Annotated in this window: 22 protein-coding genes and 1 pseudogene; 9 read left to right on the top strand and 14 right to left on the bottom strand. The window is 73.8% G+C overall.

Going from position 1 to position 20585, the window contains the following annotated elements; genetic code table 11:
• Positions 1-40: 40 nt before the first annotated feature.
• The 8 genes from H958_RS38050 to H958_RS0117005 all read right to left on the bottom strand — a co-directional run bounded on the left by H958_RS38050 (position 41) and on the right by H958_RS0117005 (position 6797).
• Positions 41-766 carry a DUF6597 domain-containing transcriptional factor gene (locus H958_RS38050; protein ID WP_051324396.1) on the bottom strand — a complete coding sequence of 242 codons (726 nt, stop codon included), beginning with the start codon at positions 764-766 and terminating at the stop codon, positions 41-43.
• Positions 767-991: 225 nt separating this feature from the next.
• Positions 992-2275: an FAD-binding protein gene (locus H958_RS38045; protein ID WP_037410382.1), complete on the bottom strand. Its 1284-nt coding sequence runs from the start codon at positions 2273-2275 to the stop codon at positions 992-994.
• A gap of 6 nt (positions 2276-2281) precedes the next feature.
• Positions 2282-2548, bottom strand: a complete 267-nt coding sequence (locus tag H958_RS0117030) for a hypothetical protein (RefSeq protein ID WP_028059557.1) — start codon at positions 2546-2548, stop codon at positions 2282-2284.
• Positions 2545-4119 (bottom strand): MFS transporter, encoded by a 1575-nt coding sequence (locus H958_RS38040; protein ID WP_196807396.1) that lies wholly within the window; start codon positions 4117-4119, stop codon positions 2545-2547. Before H958_RS38040 ends, H958_RS0117030 begins: the two co-directional genes overlap by 4 nt.
• Positions 4120-4209: 90 nt before the next feature.
• Positions 4210-4899: an MBL fold metallo-hydrolase gene (locus H958_RS38035; protein ID WP_051324395.1), complete on the bottom strand. Its 690-nt coding sequence runs from the start codon at positions 4897-4899 to the stop codon at positions 4210-4212.
• Positions 4900-4917: 18 nt separating this feature from the next.
• Entirely contained in the window at positions 4918-5478 is a 561-nt protein-coding gene (locus H958_RS0117015; protein WP_028059556.1) for a GAF domain-containing protein, read from the bottom strand.
• 214 nt (positions 5479-5692) lie between these two features.
• Entirely contained in the window at positions 5693-6079 is a 387-nt protein-coding gene (locus tag H958_RS0117010) for a DUF3037 domain-containing protein (protein WP_028059555.1), read from the bottom strand.
• Positions 6066-6797 carry a HipA family kinase gene (locus H958_RS0117005; RefSeq protein ID WP_081685967.1) on the bottom strand — a complete coding sequence of 244 codons (732 nt, stop codon included), beginning with the start codon at positions 6795-6797 and terminating at the stop codon, positions 6066-6068. The genes H958_RS0117010 and H958_RS0117005 overlap by 14 nt, the downstream gene beginning before the upstream one ends.
• Before the next feature lie 23 nt (positions 6798-6820).
• On the opposite strand from H958_RS0117005, the gene H958_RS0117000 reads away from it, so the two are divergent.
• Both H958_RS0117000 and H958_RS38030 read left to right on the top strand, forming a co-directional pair.
• Positions 6821-8737: an acetoacetate--CoA ligase gene (locus H958_RS0117000; RefSeq protein ID WP_028059553.1), complete on the top strand. Its 1917-nt coding sequence runs from the start codon at positions 6821-6823 to the stop codon at positions 8735-8737.
• A gap of 16 nt (positions 8738-8753) precedes the next feature.
• Entirely contained in the window at positions 8754-10514 is a 1761-nt protein-coding gene (locus H958_RS38030) for a sensor histidine kinase (RefSeq protein ID WP_051324394.1), read from the top strand.
• 105 nt (positions 10515-10619) lie between these two features.
• Here H958_RS38030 and H958_RS0116990 read toward each other — a convergent pair whose 3' ends face one another.
• From H958_RS0116990 to H958_RS0116975, 4 genes are read right to left on the bottom strand one after another with little or no spacing between them, the layout of a single operon-like run.
• Positions 10620-10805, bottom strand: a complete 186-nt coding sequence (locus H958_RS0116990; RefSeq protein WP_028059552.1) for a hypothetical protein — start codon at positions 10803-10805, stop codon at positions 10620-10622.
• A gap of 1 nt (position 10806) precedes the next feature.
• Complete coding sequence (locus H958_RS0116985; protein ID WP_156028027.1) at positions 10807-12012, bottom strand: hypothetical protein; 1206 nt, start codon at positions 12010-12012, stop codon at positions 10807-10809.
• Between the two features lie 14 nt (positions 12013-12026).
• A complete protein-coding gene (locus tag H958_RS38025) occupies positions 12027-12557 on the bottom strand; it encodes a DsbA family protein (RefSeq protein WP_051324393.1) in 531 nt (176 codons plus the stop codon).
• On the bottom strand, positions 12527-13288 hold the full coding sequence (locus tag H958_RS0116975; protein ID WP_028059550.1) for an SDR family NAD(P)-dependent oxidoreductase: 762 nt from the start codon (positions 13286-13288) through the stop codon (positions 12527-12529). The genes H958_RS38025 and H958_RS0116975 overlap by 31 nt, the downstream gene beginning before the upstream one ends.
• A 77-nt stretch (positions 13289-13365) precedes the next feature.
• Here H958_RS0116975 and H958_RS43530 point away from each other — a divergent pair, with 77 nt between their 5' ends.
• Positions 13366-14811 (top strand): sensor histidine kinase, encoded by a 1446-nt coding sequence (locus H958_RS43530; protein ID WP_028059549.1) that lies wholly within the window; start codon positions 13366-13368, stop codon positions 14809-14811.
• Here the strand turns inward: H958_RS43530 and H958_RS0116965 are convergent.
• A complete protein-coding gene (locus H958_RS0116965; RefSeq protein ID WP_231379273.1) occupies positions 14772-15242 on the bottom strand; it encodes an Lrp/AsnC family transcriptional regulator in 471 nt (156 codons plus the stop codon). The two genes, H958_RS43530 and H958_RS0116965, sit on opposite strands and share 40 nt — an antisense overlap.
• 102 nt (positions 15243-15344) lie before the next feature.
• Between H958_RS0116965 and H958_RS0116960 the strand changes: the two genes are divergently transcribed.
• The 3 genes from H958_RS0116960 to H958_RS0116950 all read left to right on the top strand — a co-directional run bounded on the left by H958_RS0116960 (position 15345) and on the right by H958_RS0116950 (position 17448).
• Positions 15345-16244 carry a phenylalanine 4-monooxygenase gene (locus H958_RS0116960; RefSeq protein WP_028059547.1) on the top strand — a complete coding sequence of 300 codons (900 nt, stop codon included), beginning with the start codon at positions 15345-15347 and terminating at the stop codon, positions 16242-16244.
• A gap of 9 nt (positions 16245-16253) precedes the next feature.
• Positions 16254-16535, top strand: a complete 282-nt coding sequence (locus H958_RS0116955) for a hypothetical protein (RefSeq protein WP_028059546.1) — start codon at positions 16254-16256, stop codon at positions 16533-16535.
• Between the two features lie 79 nt (positions 16536-16614).
• Positions 16615-17448, top strand: coding sequence for a class I SAM-dependent methyltransferase (locus tag H958_RS0116950; RefSeq protein ID WP_028059545.1), 834 nt, complete (start codon positions 16615-16617; stop codon positions 17446-17448).
• Positions 17449-17488: 40 nt separating this feature from the next.
• Here the strand turns inward: H958_RS0116950 and H958_RS0116945 are convergent, their stop codons facing one another.
• Positions 17489-18706 (bottom strand): FAD-binding protein, encoded by a 1218-nt coding sequence (locus tag H958_RS0116945; protein WP_028059544.1) that lies wholly within the window; start codon positions 18704-18706, stop codon positions 17489-17491.
• Between the two features lie 29 nt (positions 18707-18735).
• Between H958_RS0116945 and H958_RS0116940 the strand changes: the two genes are divergently transcribed.
• From H958_RS0116940 to H958_RS0116935, 3 genes and pseudogenes are all read left to right on the top strand, one after another.
• A complete protein-coding gene (locus H958_RS0116940) occupies positions 18736-19572 on the top strand; it encodes a sulfurtransferase (protein ID WP_028059543.1) in 837 nt (278 codons plus the stop codon).
• 9 nt (positions 19573-19581) lie between these two features.
• Positions 19582-19737 (top strand): annotated as a pseudogene (locus H958_RS49100) (pyridoxamine 5'-phosphate oxidase family protein); the annotation flags it as partial.
• Positions 19738-19786: 49 nt separating this feature from the next.
• Positions 19787-20569, top strand: a complete 783-nt coding sequence (locus H958_RS0116935) for an SDR family NAD(P)-dependent oxidoreductase (RefSeq protein WP_028059542.1) — start codon at positions 19787-19789, stop codon at positions 20567-20569.
• Positions 20570-20585 lie beyond the last annotated feature (16 nt).

The raw sequence follows: 20585 nt of genomic DNA, 5'->3' as shown, positions 1-20585 counted from the left end.
ACCGCGTCGCGCCGGCGCTTCCCTTACTTGCGCAGTTCTCTCAGTGCTGCCAGGTCAGCAGCCGCCGCGGCGTCAGCCCGGCCAGGCGCCGCGCCTCGCGGGAGAGGTGCGACTGATCCGCGTAACCCGCGAGTGAAGCCGCACGGGCGAGCGGCACGCGCGGCGCCGCCCGCAGGAAGCGCTGGAAGCGCAGGACGCGCTGGAGCGTCTTCGGCCCGTAGCCGATGTGCTCGCCGAAACGCCGCTGCAGCGCGCGCTCGCTCACGAACGTGCGGTCGGCGACGCGCGCGACCGGCTCGCCACGGTCCAGCAGCCTCACCGCCTCCAGGAGCGCGGCGTCGGGCTCCGCGACGTGCCGCAGCCCGCGGCCGAGCTCCTCGGCGAACGCGGCCATCGCGCCGGCGGCGCCGGACGCGTGCAGCAGGCGGTCGTCCAGCCGCGCCGCGAGCTGCGCGTCGAAGGCGTCGAGCGCGACGTGTGCGTCGACCATCGAGGACGCCGGCGCGCGCAGCAGCATCGGCGCCGTGCCGGCGTGGAAGCGCGCCCCGACCGCGGTCATGCGCCGCAGGTCGGGCGGCCGCGTGTAGCGCGACTGCGGGCCTGAGACGCGCACGCCCATCCCCGCGAGCCAGACGAAGTCGACCTGCCCGCTCGGCAGCAGCCGCCGCCCCTCGGGCGGCGGCGGGTCGTCGATCACGTGGACCCACAGGCAGTCCAGGAACGCGCTGAGCGCCGGAGGCGGCGGGATCTCGACGTATCCGCCCATGAACGTCAGCGTAGGAAGACCGAGGCGATCGGACGACCGCGAGAGGACGCAGAGATCACCGGCCGCGCTCGCCCCGCGACGGGCGCCCAGCGCGCGCCCGCAAGGAATCGCCCCAGCGGGCGCGGAGATCGCGGGCCGGGCTCACGGACGACGGCCGCGGAGATCGCCGGGCCGGACCCACGCGCGACGCCACGAAGATCCCGCCCGCGCCCCGCCTCCGAGGCGTCACCCGACCGGCGCGAGGTCATGGGTCGTGACGATCCGCGCGTCGGGGTCGTACTCGCGCCGGACCCGCTCGAGCCGCTCCCAGTCCGCGCCGAACGCGCGCGCCGGGTCGGCGCCGCGCGCCGCCGCCGTGAGCAGCTCCTGCGGCGAGGCCCACGGCGCCAGGCGCTCGCGCACCTCCGCCAGCCGCTCGGGCAGCCCGTCGACCGCCATCCCGCCGCAGAAGATCGAGTACGCGGCGTCGAGCGAGCCGAGCGCGCCGTGGCCGTCGGGCGCGCGGCGCAGCGCGCCGCCGAGCAGCCGCACCTCGACCACGCCGATCGGCTCCGGATCCTCGAGCACGGCGGCGAGCGCCTCGACGTCCAGCTCGCGCAGGAGGAAGCCGTCGCCGCGCGTCGGGATCGGCTGCTCCGGATCGCCGGCGACGCGCACGAGGTCCGCGGGCGCGACGGGGCCGAACGAGTCGCTCACCATGGCACCGCGCAGCGGCTCGAGCGCGCGCCGCCCGTCCGCCTCGGTCCCGAGGTGAGCCGCGACCACGGCGACGATCGGCCCGTCCGGGAGCGCGATCCGGCGGAACACCGCGCCGAGCGCCTCGGGCGCGTCCGACGTCCAGCGGCGGAACTGCTCGAGCACCTCGGCGGCGCGCTCGGCCGGCCACGTGAGCATCCCGGCCGAGACGTCGACCGGGTGCGTCTCGAGCTCGATCGCCGTCACGACGGCGCCGCGCCCGCCGCCGCCGCGCAGCGCCCAGAACAGCTCCGGCTCGTGCGCGGCGTCGACCCGCACCGCCTCGCCGGAGGCCAGCACGGCGTCGAACGCGCGCACGTTGTTGCACGCGAGCCCGTACGCCCGGCTCAGCCAGCCGGTGCCGCCGCCGAGGGCGAGCCCGGCGACGCCCACGCCCGCGGCCAGGCCGAGCACCGGCGCGCGGCCGTGCGCGGAGGCCGCGTCCGCCGCCGCGCCCGCGAGCGCGCCAGCGCCCGCTCGCAGCACGGCGCCGCTCATCGACACCTCGCGCAGCCGAGACGTCTTCAGCAGCACCACGTCGTCCAGCGGCCCGAGCAGCTCGGACCCGTGGCCGGTCGCCTGCGGCGCCACGCGCACCCCGGCGCGCAGCAGCGCCTGCACGTCGGCGGGGCCGGCGGCCTCGACGACCGCCGCCGGCCGCTGGTCGACGGCAAGGTTCCAGGAGCGCCGCGCCTCGTCCCACGCGGCGTCGCCGGGCAGGACCGCGCGGCCTTCGATCTCGGGGAGGTTCATGCCCTCGAGGATCGAGGGCACGAGGTCCTATGTCTTGAACGAATCCGACGCGATCGCGTACCGGTTGCGGCCCCGCTTCTCGAACACGCCGCGCTTGACGCCCTCCTTGAGCGCGTGGCGGAAGCGCAACGGACCCCAGTACTTGCAGCCGAGCCGCTCGCCGATCGTGTCACGGTCGAGCTCGCCCTCCTCGCGCAGGAGGTTCTCGATCAGCGACAGCTCGCGCCGGAGCCACCACTCGTTCTCCTCCTCGTCGCGGGACGACGTACTGGGGAAGGGGGTGTAGCTGCTCATCGCTCGCCTCCCGGGGTCTGGGTCGGCACGTCCTGGTCGCGCTCGAAGCGCGGGGCGTGGGAGGTCCCACGGCCTTCGCCGCGCCCGACGGTATACACATCGGCTTCCTCGCCCGGCTCGTCGAGCTCCTCGTCGGTCGCCGACAGCGGCGGGGCGATGTCCTCGAGGTCGCGCCCCGCGGCCTCGACGCCCATCAGCGCCTGGATGACGCCGCCGGCGATCATCACCACCGCACCGACGACGTAGCCGATGAAGATCTGGCCTGGGTCGCCGCTCTGGATCAGCGCGCCGAACAGCAGCGGACCGCCGAAGCCGCCGACGATCGTGCCGGTCGCGTAGAAGAACGCGATCGCCATCGCGCGCGTCTCCATCGGGAAGATCTCGCTCACGGTCAGGTACGCGGCGCTCGCGCCCGCCGAGGCGAAGAAGAAGATCACGCACCACGCCACGGTCTGCGTAGTCGCGTTCAGCGTGCCGGCGCGGAACAGCAGGCCGGTGATGATCAGCAGGACGCCCGACAGGATGTAGGTGCCCGCGATCATCGGCTTGCGGCCGACCGAGTCGAACAGCCGCCCCAGCAGGAGCGGCCCCAGGAAGTTGCCGACCGCGAACGGCAGCAGGTAGAGGCCCACGCTGCCGGAGCCGACGTGGTAGACGTTCGTCAGCACCAGCGCGTACGTGAAGAAGATGGCGTTGTAGAGGAACGCCTGGCCGGTGAACAGCGCCAGCCCGACGCACGTGCGCTTCGGGTAGAGCTTGAACACCACGCCGGCGATCTCGCCGATGTTCATCGGCGGGCGCTGCTTGATGCGGATCCTGCGCCGCGGCTCGATCAGGGTCTGGCCGGTGGAGGCCACGATCTGGCGCTCGATGCCGCGCGTGACGGCCTCGGCCTCCTCCTCACGGCCGTGCAGGAACAGCCAGCGCGGGCTCTCCGGCACGTTGCGCCGCACGAGCAGGATTGCGAAGCCCATCGCCGCCGCCAGGCCGAATGCCAGGCGCCAGCCGACGTCCTTGGCGAAGATCGACTCGTCGAGCAGCACGAGCGACGCCAGCGAGCCGAGGATCGTGCCGATCCAGTAGGAGCCGCCGATGACGAGGTCCACGGCGCCGCGCACGCGCGCCGGGATCAGCTCGTCGACCGCGGAGTGGATCGCCGAGTACTCGCCGCCCACGCCGGCGCCGGTGATCACACGGCAGGCGATGAACCACGCGGGGTTCATCGAGAAGGCGGTCAGCACGCTCCCCGCCAGGAAGATCGCCAAGGTGAGCATGAAGAGCTTCTTGCGGCCGAGCCGGTCGGCGAGCTGGCCGAAGTACAACGCGCCGGCGCACGCCCCGAGGATGTAGGCGGAGCCGGCCAGGCCGACCTGGGAGGGCGTCAGCTCCAGCCCTGCGCCCTTCTCGCTCAGGCGGCCGCCGATCGCGCCGACGATCGTGACCGCGAGCCCGTCGAGGATCCACACCGTCCCCAGGCCGACGATCACCATCCAATGCCAGCGCGACCACGGAAGCCGGTCCATCCGCGCAGGGATGTCGGTCTCAATCGTGCGAAGGTCGGAGGTCGTCACGCTCCTCTCCTTTCTGCCCTACGGCGCGACTGCTCGAAGGGTGCCCTTCGTATCGATCCGCGCAAACTGCGCTTCGTCCGCTAACGGACGTCAGTCGATCGCGTAGCCGTCCTCGCGCAGCTTCTCGAGATGCGCGCGCAGCGAGACGGCGGCGAACGGCCGCACCGCGGCGGGCGCGTCGGCCCACGCCGCGTCGAGCAGCGCCTCCTCCCCGCGGATCCCGGCATCGAGGGCGGCGGTCAGCATCCGCTCGCGGTCGGCGCGGTGCGCGAGGTACTCGTCGAGCTTCGCGACCGCGTCCCAGACCTCGTCGCCGTGACCGGGGCAGAGCACCGCCAGGTCGAGCTCGCGCAGGCGGCGCAGGCCGGCGAGGTACTCGTTCAGCCGCCCGCTGACGAACACGCTGCCCTGGCCGAGCACGGCGTCGCCGGTGAACGCCGCCCGGCCCGCGATGTAGACGACGTGGTCGTCCGCGTGCCCCGGCACCTCGTAGACCTCGAACGGCCCGCCGCCGCGGGTCACCGGCACGCCGAGGCGCTCGCTCAGCGCCGGCGCGGCCTCGACGTGGTCGGCGTGCGAGTGCGTGGTCACGATCCCGCCCGCACCCCCGCGCGCGGCGACCTCGGCCGCCACCGCGTCGACGTGCGCCGGCAGCGCGGGTCCCGGGTCGACGACCCATGCGGGATCGCGCCCCACGACCCACGTGTTGGTGCCCGTCAGCGTCAGCGGGGACGGGTTCTCCGCCCGCACGCGGGCAATGCCGAGCTCGTCGAGCGTCACGTGCGCGAGACGCTACAGCTACACCCAGGTGAGCGGCGCGGCGGGCTCGAGCAGCGAGCGGATGCTCTCGGCCAGCCCGCGCAGGAAGCGGACGTCCGCCTCCCCGAGGTCCGGCCGCGCCTCACGCGCCAGGCAGCAGAGCACGTACAGCCGCGCGTCGGCGGTCGTGAACGGCACGCCGATGTAGGCCGCGATCGAGCCGTCCCGGACGCGCTCGATCGTGCGCAGCGACGGCTCCGCCGCCGTGTCCGGCACCAGCGCGCCGATCCGCCCGTCCAGGAGCCGCTGGCAGATCGTCTCGTCCATTGGGGCCGAGACGGATGCGTACTCGCCTTCGCCGGCCGCCCAGCGCACGACCTCGCGCCCACCCGTGACCTCCGCGACGAGCGCGGTGTCCATGTCGAGCTCGCGGCACACCATCGCCAGCTCGGCACGTACGGCGTCACCGCTCCCGAAGCGCCCCGGCAGCGGCCCGGCGCCCGCCCGCCGCGCCTTCAGCCGCGTCCCGCATGCGGGGCAGAGGCCTTCGCTGACGACGTACGTGGGAAGGGTGCAGCTCGGGCACGTCAAGTAAGGCATGCGGCGCTTTCGAGTCCAGGGAGAGGGTCGGTCACCAATCGACAAGCGTGGACGGCGCGGACGAGTGAGTACATCCGGTCCGGGCGTTCCAGCCCTAAGCCGACCTTCGACCACGAGAGCATCCCATGGTGTCTACGTTGGAGCCGGGCGTGAAGTTCCCTTCCGCACGATCTGTCGGGATCCTGACCGCCGTGGCGCTGCGTACGTCAGCGCATCAGCGCTCGACCAGCGACCCGAAGAGCCTCTCGAGCTCGTCGCCGGGGTCGTCGGTCAGCCCGGTGTGGACGGGCCCCGGCTGGACGATCGTGCTCGCCGGCGCGACGAGCCAGTGAAAGCGCTCGGATGCCGGCATGCGAGCGATCGGCCCCCCCGCGGGGTCGCCGGCGGCGATCCGCTCGACGGCGTCCAGATGAGGCTTGACCGCGGCGGGATCGCAACCGGGGGCGAGCGCGCGCAGGAGCGCGTCGTCGAGCCGCGTACGCGCGCCGAGGAAGCGCAGCGGGCGGCAGAAGAGCACGACGCCCGCGTTGAACGCCTCGCCGCGCTCGACGCGCGGGACGATGCGCAGCGCCGCGTACTGGAACGGCTCACGCCCGGGCACGCTCGGCCTCCTCGGCGAACTCGCGCGGCGCCTGCAGCCGCTGGGCCAGGAACTCGGCGTAGGGCGCCCCGTCGGCCCACTCCTCCGGCACGAGCGCCGCCGCGGCGCCGGGGTCCGCGCGCTCCGTCAGGCGGGCGTCCGCATCCACGATCGAGCCCGCGGCCGGCAGCAGCACGTGGTCGCGGATCGCGGGGAAGCCGCCGCGCGCCCGCTCGAGCGGCTCGCCGGCGTGGAACGCGTAGAGCGCCGCGCCGTGGTCGATCAGCCACAGGTTGCGGTGCCAGCGGAGCAGGTTGGGATTGCGCGGCGTGCGGTCGACGTTCGTCACCAGCGCGTCGAACCAGACGACATCGGCGGCGAGCTCGGCGTCTGGCGGCTCGGTCGGCATGTACGGCAGCGCGCCGGGGAGGAAGTCCACGCCCAGGTTCAACCCCGCCGACGCCACGATCAGCTCCTGGATCTCCGGGTCCGGCTCGGCCGCCGCGAGCGCCGGATCGAGCTCGACCAGCACCAGCTCAGGCACCGGCAGCCCGAGTCCCCGCGCCAGCTCCCCGGCAACGATCTCCGCCGCCAGCGCCTTCGGCCCCTGGCCCGCGCCGCGGAACTTGCACACGTACAACCCGTCGTCGTCGGCCTCCACGATCGCCGGCAGCGATCCCCCCTCCCGAAGGGGTGTGACGTAGCGCGTGGCCGTGACGGTCCGGAGCACGGTTGGCATGATGGCTGACGGTGACTCCTCCGATTCTCTGGACCCCGCCCGCCTCGCTGCTCGAGCGCGCCGAGATGGGGCGCTTCATGCGCGAGCGCGGGTTCGAGAGCTACGGCGAGCTGTGGCGCTGGTCGACCGACGACCTGGACGGCTTCTGGGCCGCGATCTGGGACCGCTACGACGTCGGCGAGCGCGGCGACACCGTGCTCGCGTCGCGAGAGATGCCCGGCGCCCGGTGGTTTCCCGGCACGCGGGTCAACTACGCCGAGCACGCGTTCCGCGGCAAGGACAACGACGCGCTCGCGATCATCGCCGGCGGCGAGCGGCGCGACGACGAGGAGTGGACGTGGGGCGCGCTGCGCGAGCAGACGCGGCGCATCGCCGCCGGGTTGCGCGCGCTGGGCGTCGGTCGGGGGGATCGCGTGGCCGCCTACATGCCGAACATCCCCGAGACCGCCGCGGCCTTCCTTGCGACCGCCTCGCTGGGCGCGGTCTGGTCGAGCTGCTCGCCGGACTTCGGCGCCCGCAGCGTGATCGACCGCTTCGCGCAGATCGAGCCGAAGGTGCTGCTCGCCGTCGACGGCTACCGGTACAACGGCCGCGACTTCGACCGCCTCGACGTCGTGCGCGAGGTGCGCGAGGCGATTCCGCGCCTCGCCGCGACCGTGCTGCTGCCCTACGGCAACGAGGACGCGTCGCTCGAGGGCGCACTCGATTGGGACGATCTCCCCGGCGGCGACGACGAGCTGACGTTCGAGCGCGTCGCGTTCGACCACCCGCTGTGGGTCCTGTACTCGTCGGGCACGACGGGGCTGCCGAAGGCGATCGTCCACAGCCAGGGCGGCATCCTGCTCGAACACCTCAAGAAGCTCCATCTCCACCTCGACGCGCAGGCCGGCGACCGGCTGTTCTGGTTCACCACGACCGGCTGGATGATGTGGAACTTCATCATCTCGGGGCTCCTGACCGACGCGGCGATCCTGCTCTGGGACGGCTCGCCTGGGCATCCCGACATGGGCGTGCTGTGGGACTTCGCCGACCGCACCGGGATGACGACGTTCGGCACCAGCGCGAGCTACATCGGCGCGTGCATGAAGGCGGGGATCGAGCCCGGCGCGGAGCGCGACCTGTCGGCGCTGCGCTCGGTCGGCTCGACCGGCTCGCCGCTCTCCCCCGAGGGCTTCCGCTGGATCTACGAGCACCTGGGGAAGGACACGTGGCTGTTCTCCACCTCGGGCGGCACGGACATGTGCACGGCGTTCGTCGGCGGCACGCCGCTGCTGCCCGTGTACGAGGGAGAACTGCAGGCGCGGGCGCTGGGCGCCGACATCCAGGCCTGGGACCCTGAGGGCAAGCCGCTGATCGGCGAGGTCGGCGAGCTGGTGGTCGTCCAGCCGATGCCCTCGATGCCGATCTACTTCTGGGGCGACGAGGACGGCTCGCGCTACCGCGAGGCGTACTTCTCGGTCTATCCGGGCGTGTGGCGCCATGGCGACTGGATCGAGATCACCGAGCGCGACACGGCGATCATCAGCGGGCGCTCGGACGCGACGATCAACCGCGGGGGCATCCGCATGGGCACCGCCGAGATCTACCGGGCGGTGCTGGCGGTCGAGGACGTCGTGGACGCGCTGGTCGTCGACGTTCCCCAGGACGAGGGCGACGCGTGGATGCCGCTCTTCGTCGTCATGCGCGAAGGCGCGGAGCTGAGCGACGACATCGCGGCCCGGATCCGGCGGCGGATCCGCGAGGACTGCTCGCCGCGGCACGTGCCCAACGACATCATCGCGGTGAACGAGGTCCCGAAGACGCTGTCCGGCAAGCTGCTCGAGTTGCCGGTCAAGCGGATCCTGATGGGCACCCCGGTGGAGAAGGCGGCGGCGCGCGACTCGCTCGCCAATCCGCACGCGCTGGACGCGTTCGTGGACTTCGCGCGCTCACGGGCGTAGCTACCGTGGGTCCGTAGTGTCGGACCCCTCGCCCAGTCTCCGGCGCGCGCTTGCGGCGATCGCGATCGCCGGCGCACTCGCGTGCGCGATCCTGCTGGCGCTGGCGATCGACAGCGTCGGCGGGCATCACCGCGACCTGATCGCGATCTTCGGGCCGCTGATCGGCGGCGCGTTCATCGGGACGGGACTGCTGGCGTGGATGCGGCGGCCGGAGAACCGCTTCGGGGCGCTGATGGTGGCGCTCGGGTTCGCGTACTGCCTGTCCGGGTTGATCGTGACGACGCAGCCGTGGCCGTTCATCGCGGGTCTGGCGCTGATCGCGGTGCCGTACGCGCTGCTGTTCCACATCCTGCTCGCGTTCCCGACCGGGCGGATCGAGTCGCGTGGCGCGCGGGCGCTCGCCGCGGCCGCGTACTTCGTCGCGACCGCCGGCTGGTGGCTGTGCATGGTCTTCGAGGACACGACGCGGCTCGGCGTGCCCGCCAATCCGCTGCTGATCTCCGACCAGCCGGACCTCTTCAAGGTCCTCGCCAACACGCGGCTCGCGATCGTGGCCGCGCTGATCGCGGCGCTCTTCGTCGTGCTCGCGCGGCGCCGGCGGCGTGGGAGCATGTGGGTGTACCTGTCGGGCGGGCTCGTGCTGGCGCTGTACGCGGTCTGGGCCGTGCTCGGCGTGCTGGGCGCGTCGACGTCCCTGCAGGACGGGCTCGAGCGGGCGCGCGTGGTGGCGCTGGCGCTGGTGCCGTTCGCGTTCCTCGCGGGGCTGCTGCGTTCCAAGGTCGCGGGTGCGGCCGCGGTCAGCGAGCTCGTCGTGCGGCTCGGCGGCTCGCGGCACGGCTCCTTGCGCGACGAGCTGGCCGAGGCGCTGGGCGATCCGTCGCTGGAGCTCGCGTACTGGACGCCGACGGGCTGGGTGGACGCCTCGGGCGCGCCGTTCATCGTCGCCGAGGGGCGGGCGAGCACCCCGGTCGAGAACGTCGCCCTGCTCGTGCACGACGCGTCGGTGGCGGACGAGCGCGAGCTCGTCTCGGCGGTGGTCGGCGCGGCGGCGCTGGCGCTGGAGAACGAGCGGCTGGCGGCGGAGCTGCGCGCGAGCGTGAAGGAGCTGCGCGCGTCGCGCGCGAGGATCGTCAAGACGGCCGACGCGGCGCGGCGCGCGATCGAGCGCGACCTGCACGACGGCGCGCAGCAGCAGCTGGTGGCGCTGGCGCTCTCGCTGCGGCTGGCGCGGACGCGGGTGGAGCGCGACCCGGCCGAGGCGGGACGCATGCTCGACGCGGCGACCCGCGAGCTGCAGGCGGCGCTGCAGTCCCTGCGCGAGCTGGCGCGGGGCATCCACCCGGCGGTGCTCTCGGATCACGGGCTCGGCGCCGCGCTCGAGGCGCTGGCGGCGCGCTTCCCGTTCCCGGTCGAGGTCGTCTCGGTGCCCGAAGAGCGGCTGCCGGACGCGGTGGAGGCGACGGCGTACTTCGTCGTCGCCGAGGCGATCACCAACGTCGCCCGCTACGCGCACGCGAACGGCGCCCGCGTCAGCGTCGAGCACTGCGGCGACGAGCTGACCGTCGCCGTGTCCGACGACGGGATCGGCGGCGCCGATCCGGGAGGCGGCTCGGGCCTGCGAGGGCTCGCGGACCGCGTCGCCGTGCTCGACGGCAGCTTGTCCGTCGACTCGCCGCCGGGGCGCGGGACGACGGTCCGGGCGGCGATCCCATGTCCGCCGCCCGCTCGCGGCGTGGCGCCGGGTAGGGGTGCGCCACGTTCCTCAAGCATGAGTTGAGGTTCGTGGCACACCCCCCGAAATCGGCCGCCCGGTGATGGGCCCCAACGGCCGGCGGCGCGGAGCGCGGGCAGGCGGCCGTGGAGATCGCGCCGCGCGGGCGCCTCAGTCGCCGGTCGAGGCGCGGCGCGCGCGGGAGCGCTCGAGCGCGGCGCGCGCCTCTTCGCGGTTCACCGGCGCGGCGAACGCCGGGAGCGCCAGCTCGGCGCTTCGGACGACCGCGGAGCGCTCGCGGATGCCCTTGCGATCCGCGGGCCGGCGGCGGTGGAAGAGGCGGGGCAGGCTGGCCATTTCAGCGAACTCGTTCGGCGGCCCGGGCCGATGGTGCACGGGCGGCCTCCATGGTCAGGATACCCGCCGCGGCGGCAGCCACCAGCGCGCCGAGACCCCAGGCCAGCTCCAATGCACCGGAAGTGGCGCGGAAGGCCAGCACCGCGCCCGCCACGATCGCGCAGAGCGTCGCGGCGGCGAGGCACAATCGGTACGGCGCGAGGACGATCCGCACGAGCGGGTGCTCGCCGCTGCGCAGGACCAGGCCCGAGAAGATCGCCGAGCTCGACAGCAGCACCGAGATCGCCGGCCCGGCGGAGGCCGCCAGGTGCGAGAGGTCGGCGAACAGCCAGGGGAGCGCGAGCTCGAGCGCGATCACCCACGCCACGAGCGCCGCCGGCACGAGGAAGCGCCCGCGCTCGGTGCCGTACTTCACGCTCAGCCCCGGCTGGACCTGCCGCCCCGTGTCGGCCACGTAGTACACCGCGGGCCGATCGGCGTCGCGCGGGCCGGAGGCGAGCACCGCGCCGGTCCGGTTGTCCACCAGCTCGCTCGTGCGCGCGCGCATCTCGTCCGGGACGTCGACCTCGGCGTGATAGCTCGCGGCCTCGGTGCATCCGGGGGCGTCGTAGAAGTGCGCGACGCGGTCCGGGCGATCCAGCGGCTCGTCGTAGGCGAACTTCAGGACCCGCCGGCGATCGACGTCCCCGACGACCGCGCACAGCAGGAACCCGCGCGCGAGCCGCTCCGCCAGCGCCGCGAAGCCCGGCACCGGCCCGACGCGCTCCTCCAGCGCGGCCAGCCCGGCGTCGATCGCGGCCAGGTCGTCCCCGTTGGTCGCCAGCACGCGCTCGATCAGCCCGCCGGCGTCCGCCTCGACGCCCTCCTCGAGATCGAGGTCGAGCATCAGGTACAGCAGCTCGCGCCCGATCAGCTGCGTCTCCTCCGAGCGCAGCAGCGGCACGCTCGCCATGTCCTCCATGCGCAGGTCGAAGTGCGCCAGCGGCCGCTTGGCCAGCAGCGCCAGCGGCACGACCCATTCGCGCTCGGACAGCCGCAGATCGTCGCGGTGCTCCGCCGGCACCGTGAAGTCCACCGAGACCGAGCGCCGCACCAGCTCGTGCGAGAGCACCGTGATCGTCTCCACGCGCCGGTGCCGCCACGCCGCCTGGCGCGTCAGCAGCGACGCGAAGCCGACCGCGATGTCGCCCGCGCGGTCCTCGAGCACCTCCCCGGGCCACACTAGGCGGCCGCGCGCAACGCGCCCTCCACCAGCTCCGCGTCCCAGCCGCCGAGCGCGATGCCCTCCACGAACACCCCCGGCGTCGCGCGCACGCCGGAGCTCACCGCGCTGCGCACGTCGTCCAGCACGCGCTCGGCGTGCCGCCCTTCCCGCATGTCGTCCATCAGCATCGCCACGTCGAGCCCGATCTCTCCCGCATACGTCAACAGGTCGGGCACCGACAGCGATTCCTGACGCGCGAGCAGGACATCGTGGTAGTCCCAGAAGCGATCCTGCGCCGCGGCGCCCTCGGCGGCCAGCGCCGCGCCGTTGGCGCGCGGATGCAGCTCGCCGATCGGCAGGTGCCGCCATGCCGCCGTGAAGCCGTCCCAGCGCTCCCGCAGGGCCGCGATCCCGCGCCACGCGTCGGCGCTCTCAGGGTCCTCGTAGTCGCCGAACACGAGCACGACCGGACCGCCGGCGCCGAGCGCGTGGTCGTGCCCGCGCAGGAACGGGGGTGTCAGCCCGCCAGCCGCTCGCTCAGCGCCCATAGCCGCTCCCGCGCGTCCGCGTCGTAGGCCTGCGGGTCGGCGCGCGCCTCCCGCAGCCCGTTGAAGTACCGGCCGGTCCCGGCGTCCGTCGTGATCAGCCGCTCCGTCGCCTCGGCGCCCTCCTCGACGGTCGAGAGCGAGGACCCGCGCGCCGCGAGCACCATCTTCGTGTGCATGTAGGTCGCCGGATGCAGCGCGTTGACCGTCACGCCCGTGCCCTCCAGCCGCTCCGCCAGCGAGAACGTGAACATGATCTGCGCCAGCTTGCTCTGCGCGTACGCCCGGCCGCCGCTCCAGCCGCGCTCGAGCTGGACGTCGCCGAAGTCGATCGCCGCCTGGCCCGCGGAGGCGACGTTGACGATCCGCGACGGCGCCGAGCGCCGCAGCAGCTCGAGCAGCCGCAGCGTCAGCACGAAGTGCGCGAGGTAGTTGACGGCGAAGCGCAGCTCGAGGCCGTCGGCGCTCTCCTCGCGCTCGCCGGCGCTGCCGACCCCCGCGTTGTTGACGAGCACGTCCAGCCGCGGCTCGTTCGCGAGCACCTCGTCCGCCAGTCGCCGCACCTCGGCCAGCGAGGACAGGTCCGCGACGTAGACCCGAGCGCCCGGCACGACGTCCTCGGCGCGCGAGCGCGAGCGGCCATGGACCAGGACCGTCCACCCTTCGCCGGCGAGGTCGCGTGCGACATGGCGGCCGAGGCCGTCGGTCGCTCCCGTGATCAGTGCGATCGGCATGAGGGAGGTAACCGTACCCCGCCGCGTGGCAGCCGTACTGCGCGGCCCGTTTCGCGGCGGTTAGCCTTCCCTGATCCATGGCGGCGGCGAAGGTCCCAGTACAGCGCGACCTCCTGAGCCGGCTCGCCGCCGGCACGGCCGGCGTGGTCGGCGCGCCGTTCCTCCGCCGCCTCGTCGCCGAGCTGGGCGCCGCGCTCGACGCCGAGGTCGCGTTCGTCGCCGAGCTGGTGGATGAGCGCCCCGGCTACGCGCGCACGATCGCCGGCGCCTGCGCGCCCGGGATCGAGCTGCGCGAGGGCTGCGAGCTCGCGCTCGAGGGCACGCCGTGCGAGCACGCCGACGCGTGCGAGCTGCTGCGCGTCCCCGAGAACGCGCGCGAGCGCTATCCGCGCGACGCGTTCCTCGCCGCCCACAAGCTCAACGGCTACATCGCGCTCGCCCTGCGCGGCGCCGACGGCCGCGCGATCGGCCACATCGCGATCGTCTCGACGCGCCGGCTCGAGCTGACCGACGAGGAGCTCGCGGCGCTGCAGATCTTCGCCGCCCGCGCCGGCGCCGAGGTCGAGCGCCGGCGCCACGAGGCGGCGCTGCGCGCGCAGACCGACGAGGTCGCCGGATCCCGCGCCGGCGCGCTGCAGGCCGCCGACGAGGAGCGCCGCCGCATCGGCCGCGAGCTGCACGACGGCGCGCAGCAGCGGCTGGTCGGGCTCGAGCGCGGGCTCGGCGGAGCGCTCGCCGCGCTCGCGGTCCAGTCGCCCGTGCCGCTGCGAATCGTCTCGCTGCCGGCGCGCCGGCTCCCGCCGGTCGTGGAGGCGACCGTCTGGTTGTTGGTGAGAGAGTCGCTCTCGAACGCGATCAAGCATGCGCAGGCGACCGACGTGCGCGTCGAGGTCGTCCAGCACGGCCGCACGCTCGTCGCCGAGATCGTCGACGACGGCGTGGGAGGCGCGCGCGGCGACCACGGCACCGGCCTCCAGGCCCTGGCCGCGCGCGTGGAGTCGCTCGGCGGGCGGCTGATGGTCGACAGCCCGCCCGGCGAGGGCACGCGACTGGCGGCCACCATCCCGCTCGCCCCGTGGCGGACGGCGCGCGATCCGTTCCTGGAGTTCGGCCACGCCGACGACGGCGGGCGCGGGCGCAAGAAGATCGAGGAGCTGCTCGCCGGCAAGCGCACGACCGCCGTCTCGCTCGCGCGCGAGTGGGAGCTCGAGGGAGGCCCGCCGCGGATCGGCCAGCGCCTGCCGGTGTTCGACCACATGGGCCGCCGCCACGCGGTCGTGGAGGTCGAGCGGGTCGCGCTCGTGCCGTTCGGCGACGTCGATCCGGCGACGATCGATCCGGAGCCCGGCGTCGACGACTGGCACGGCGGCCGCCGCCTCGCATACGACGCGTGCCGCGAGGAGATGGCGGCGCTGCTCGGCGATCCCGGCTGGCGGCTGACCGACAAGGACCCGATGGTGATCCTGTGGTACCGCCGCGTCGATCAGACCACCGCGGCCGAGATCAGCGGCTCCACCCTGTAGGGGATCTGGCGCGTCATCGAGATCGCGCTGATCGAGCGCTGGACGGCGCCCTTCTGCAGCATGCCGTTGATGACGTCCTGCAGGTGGCCGTTGTCGCGCGCGACGACGCGGCACAGCAGGTCGCGGTCGCCCGTCACGCCGTGCGCCTCGAGCACCTCCGGCACGCGCCGCAGCCCGGCCACCGCCTCGTCCAGGCGCCCCTGCACGATCTCCAGCGAGACGAACGCGAGCACCGGATAGCCCATGTGCGCGGGCTCGAGCTCGGGCCCGAAGCCGGTGATCACTCCGCGCCGCTGGAGCTTGTCCAGCCGCGCCTGCACGGTGCCGCGCGCGACGCCGAGCCGGCGCGAGACCTCGAGCAGCCCGATCCGCGGCTGCGCGCGCAGCGTCAGCAGCAGGCGCGCATCCAGCTGGTCGATCTCTTCGGGCACTTTGACCACCCTTTCGGCGTTTTCGGTACGCAGACTGTGCAGTCGTACCAGGCGTGATGCAAAGACTTGCATAGAGCCGGGCGGTTTGCTGATCTTGGCGCCATGTTCGAGGAGGGGCAGCTCTACTCGCCGGTCACGCAGTCGGACTCAGGTGCCGTGGTCGTGCACCTGGGCGCCGGCCATCCGGGGTTCAACGACCCCGTGTATCGCGAGCGGCGGAACGAGATCGCGGCGTCCGCGCTCGCGTGGGATCCCGCGGCCACGCCGGCGCCTGTCGCCTACACGGACACGGAGAACGAGATCTGGGCATTGGTCAGCTCCGAGCTCGACTCCAAGCACCAGCGCTACGCGGTGAGCGAGTTCCTGTCGGCGAAGGCGGCGGTCGGTCTCCCGACCGATCGCGTCCCCCAGCTCGCCGAGGTCACGGCGCGCCTGGCGCCGCTGACGGGCTTCTCGTATCACCCGGCGCCCGGGCTGGTGCCACTGCGCGAGTTCTATGGGTCGCTCGCGCGCAGCGTGTTCCATTCGACGCAGTACGTGCGGCATCCATCGCAGCCGCTGTACACACCCGAGCCCGACGTCATCCACGAGGTGATCGGGCACGGGAACATGCTCGGCTCGCCTCGCTTCGCGGCGCTCAAGCGCGCCGCGGGCGAGGCCGCGCTGCGGGTGCAGAGCGAGGCCGCGCTGCAGGTCATCGCCGACGTCTTCTGGTTCACGCTCGAGTTCGGCGTGATGTACGAGCGAGGCGAGCTGCGCGCCTACGGTGCCGGCATCCTCTCCTCCTACGGCGAGATCGAGGAGTTCCGCTCGATGGAGATCCGGCCGCTCGACATCGCCGCAATGGCGACCGCCGACTACGACATCACCTCGTATCAGCCGGTCCTCTTCGCGGCGCGCTCGCTCGGCGAGCTCGAGGACGTCGCCGGCGGCTTCTTCGCCTCGGCCGACGACGACACGCCCGAGCGCCTCGGCATCGCCGCCGCCGCCTCGCCGCGGTAGCGTCGGGCCATGGCGAAGCTGTCGATCTCCCACCACGAGCGCGTGCCGGGCCATCCGCACCGCTGGCACGTGCACCTGCACGGCCGGTCCGAGCCGGTCGCCGTCGAGCTCCCCGCGGACGAGCGCGAGCGCCTCGACCTGTGCGACGACGAGCTCCACGCGCTGGTCCCCACGGCGCTCGAGCGCCACGCGGCCGAGCGCTACCCGGATGCCGAGCCGGCCGAGGGGCCCTACCGCGACGTGACTCCCGAGGCGCCGGTGCGCGTGCTCCAGACGCACTTCATGGCCTGAGCCAAAGATAGGGAGGACCTCCCGATGTCGCGCGCGCGGCGCACCCGTAGCGTCGCGCCAACCGACCGAAGGAGTCACGATGGCGACCGTATCGACGGGGACCTTCGATTCTGAGCTGAAGGCCCGGCACCGCGCGATGTGGGCATCGGGCGACTATCCCTCGATGGTCGAGACGTTCCTCACGCCGCTCGGCCCCGAGCTGGTGCGGGCGTGCGAGATCCGCGCCGGGCAGCGGGTGCTGGACGTCGCGGCCGGGACCGGCAACGCGAGCATCCCCGCCGCCCGGCAGGGGGCCGACGTGACGGCGAGCGACCTCACGCCCGAGCTGCTCGAGGCCGGCCGCGGGCGCGCGCAGGAGACCGGCGTCGAGCTCGACTGGGTCGCCAGCGACGCCGAGCGGCTGCCGTTCGAGGACGCGTCGTTCGACGTCGTGATGTCCGCGATCGGCGTGATGTTCGCGCCCCACCACCAGGCGGCCGCCGACGAGCTCGTGCGCACCTGCCGGCCCGGCGGCACGATCGGCCTGCTGAGCTGGACGCCCGAGGGCATGCTGGGCGCGCTGTTCCGGACGATGGGCCCGTTCGCCCCGCCGCCTCCGCCCGGCGCCCAGTCGCCGCCGCTGTGGGGCAGCGAGGCGCACGTGCGCGAGCTGCTCGGCGCGCGCGTCGAGCTGCACACGGTCCGCCGCCAGGTGCTGGACGTCACCGCGTTCGAGCACGCCCGCGACTACGGCGCGTTCTTCCGCGCCCGCTACGGGCCTACGATCGCCGCGCAGGCGAACGCCCGCAAGGACGGCCGCGAGGAGGAGCTCGTCGCCGCGCTGGACGCGTTCTGCGACGAGTGGGACCGCGGCGCGCCCGGCCGCGCGCGATTCGAGATGGAGTACCTGATCGCGGTCGGCACGCGCGCGTGAGGCGGAGCGGTCGCGCGGCGGCCCCGGGCCGCGCGGCCGCCTACCGCGAGCCGAGCAGGCGCTCGAGCCAGTCGTTGCGGAACGCCCCGCGCAGGTCGAGCCTCGCGGCCAGCGCGGCGAAGTCGTCCAGGCGCTCGTAGAGCGCCGCCGGCGAGGCGAGGAAGAGCTTGCCCCAGTGCGGACGGGCCGCGAAGGGCTCGAGCGCGGCCTCGACCTCGGCCAGCGCGCGCTCGACCGCCGCCTGGTCGCGGATCCAGGTGAAGTGCACCCCGACCATGTCCTGCCGGTACTGCGGGCTGAGCCACAGCTCGTCGGCCGCCATCGTGCGGATCTCGGACACCTGCAGGACGGGCCGGATCGCGTCGCCGATCTCGCGCAGGGCGCGGATCGCGGCGACCGCGTCGCCGCGAGCGACGAAGTACTCCGACTGGATCTCCTCGCCGTTGCTCGGCGTGAACTCGATCTTGAAGTGCGGGAGGCGGTCGTACCACGGGCCCGCCACGCCCTGCTGCGCGGTCGCGCGGATCGGGTCCACGCCCATGATCGGGTGCCGCTCGACGGTCGCGGGCCGAGCGTCGAAGAGCTCGCCGGCCGGCTCGCCGCGGTCCTTGAGCCAGACCATGTCGGTCGCGTCGCCCCAGCGCGTGAACACGCTCACGCTGTACGCGCTCGACGTCACCGCGTCGAAGTGGCCGAGCAGCGCCTCCCAGCTCAGCCCCTCGAACACGCGCTGGCGCACGTCATAGAACGGCTCGACGTCGACGGTGACGCGGGTCACCACGCCCAGCGCGCCGAGCCCGACGACGGCCCCGTCGAAGTCCGCGTCGCCGCGCGCGAGCCGCACCACGTCGCCGTCCGAGGTCACGAGCTCCAGCGCCGCGACCGCGGTCGCGAGGTTGCCGTTGCGGTCGCCCGAGCCATGCGTCGCGGTGGCGATCGAGCCGCCCACCGAGATGTGCGGCAGCGACGCGAGGTTGTGCAGCGCGACGCCCTCGGGCTCCAGAGCCCGCGCGACCTCGGCGTAGGTCAGCCCCGCGCCGAACGTCGCCGTGCCGTCCTCCACCACGACGTCCGGGGGAAGGGCGGCGAGCGAGATCAGCTCGTGGGAGTCGCCGATCCCGGTGAAGCAGTGCCGCGAGCCGACGACCCGCACATGCGGCGCGGCCGCCACGATCGCACGCAGCTCGTCGAGCGTCGAAGGCCGGTGGAGCCGCGACGCCCGGTACGCGTAGTTGCCCGCCCAGTTGGTCGCTTCCATGGGGGAAGCAGCGTATTAGGGTGGACGCGGTGATCGCTCCCGTCGTCGACTTCGATTGGCTCGCCGGGCACGACGCCGTGCTCGCCGACGTCCGCCACTACCTCGACGGCCGCTCGGGCCGCGCCGCCTACGACGCCGGCCACATCCCGGGCGCCGTGTACATCGAGCTCGAGGACTGGCTCGCGGCCCCGGCAACGCCGCAGGACGGCCGCCACCCACTTCCCGGTCCGGAGCACTTCGCCGCCGGCATGGGCGAGCACGGCATCGGCGACGACACGACCGTCGTCGCCTACGACGACGCGGGCGGCGCGATCGCCGCGCGGCTCGTGTGGATGCTTCGCGCCCTCGGCCGCGACGCCGCGCTGCTCGACGGCGGGCTGCTCGCCTACGACGGGCCGCTCGAGACCGCGGCGCCGCGGATCGCCCCCGCCCACTTCACGCCCGCGCCGTGGCCGGCCGACCGGATCGCTTCGCCCGACGACGCGGCCGACCCCGCCAACGTCGTGATCGACGCCCGCCAGCGCGAGCGCTTCCGCGGCGACACGGAGCCCGTCGACCCGCGCGCCGGCCACATCCCCGGCGCCCGCAGCCTGCCGTGCCGCGAGCACCTCGACGAGCGCGGCCGCCTGCTGTCGCTCGAGCGGCTGCGGGCCACCCTGCAGGCCGCCGGGATCGAGGAGGACACGCCCGTCGTCTCGTACTGCGGCTCCGGCGTGACGGCATGTCACAACCTGCTCGTGCTCGAGCACGCCGGACTCGGCACCGGGCGCCTGTACCCCGGCTCCTGGTCGCAGTGGAGCCACAGCTCGCGCCCCGCCGCCACCGGCGATGAGCCGGCGGGCCGCCCGCGGTCTCAACGAGCATGACCCAGCCGACCGCCCCCAAGAACCTCGGACGCGTTCACCGCGCCCTACAGCGCCCCGAGCGCCGGGCCGCCGCCCTGGTACCTCTACCGTCTCACGCTGCGAACGGCGTTCGGCGTCGCGTCGGCCGAGCCGCACGGCGCCACGCGCTCGAGGCTCTCCGGCTGAGCGCTCGCGCGAACTCGCCCGGGCGGCGATCGTCACGTAGCCTCGGACCATGGACCTCGAACTCACCGGCAGGGTCGCCGTCGTCACCGGCGCGAGCAAGGGCATCGGCCTGGCCGTGGCCGAGGAGCTCGCCGCCGAGGGCGCCCTCGTGGTGGCGGGCGCGCGCACGGCCGGTGCGCTGCAGGACCTCCGCAACGTCACGGCGTTCGCCGTCGACCTGGTCGATCCTGACGGTCCCGGCCGGCTGGTCGCCGCGGCGATCGAGCAGCACGGACGCATCGACGTGCTCGTCAACAACGTCGGCGGCGTCAAGGTCCGCCTCGACGGCTTCACGAGCCTGACCGACGCCGACTTCCAGGCCTCGCTCGAGCTCAACTTCTTCTCCGCCCTGCGCGCGACCCGCGCCGCGGTCAAGGCCATGCTCGAGCAGGGCGACGGCGGCACGATCGTCAACGTCGCGTCGGTCAACGCGTTCTACCACCCGGACGGCGCGGTGATCGACTACGGCGCGGCGAAGGCGGCGCTGGTGAACGTCTCCAAGGCGCTCTCGCAGGAGCTCGCGCCGCACGGCATCCGGATCGCCAGCGTCTCCCCCGGCCAGGTCTCCACCGACCTGTGGCTCGCCGACGACGGCGTCGCGGCGACGATCGGCGAGGCGACCGGAGCCGGGGCGGAGGCCATCCGCGAGCAGGTCACCGCCGGGATCCCGACCGGCCGCTTCACGACGCCGCGCGAGGTCGCCGCGCTCGTCACGGTGCTCGCGTCGCCGCGGACGGCGAACGTGAACGGCTCGAACTTCGTGATCGACGGCGGCCTGATCAAGACGCTATGACGTCCGGCTCGGCGGC

It is taken from the genome of Candidatus Solirubrobacter pratensis, from assembly GCF_000425945.1.
Lineage (GTDB): Bacteria > Actinomycetota > Thermoleophilia > Solirubrobacterales > Solirubrobacteraceae > Solirubrobacter > Solirubrobacter pratensis.
Note: the sequence above shows the minus strand (reverse complement) of the source record. Positions and strands in the feature narration are given on the sequence as shown.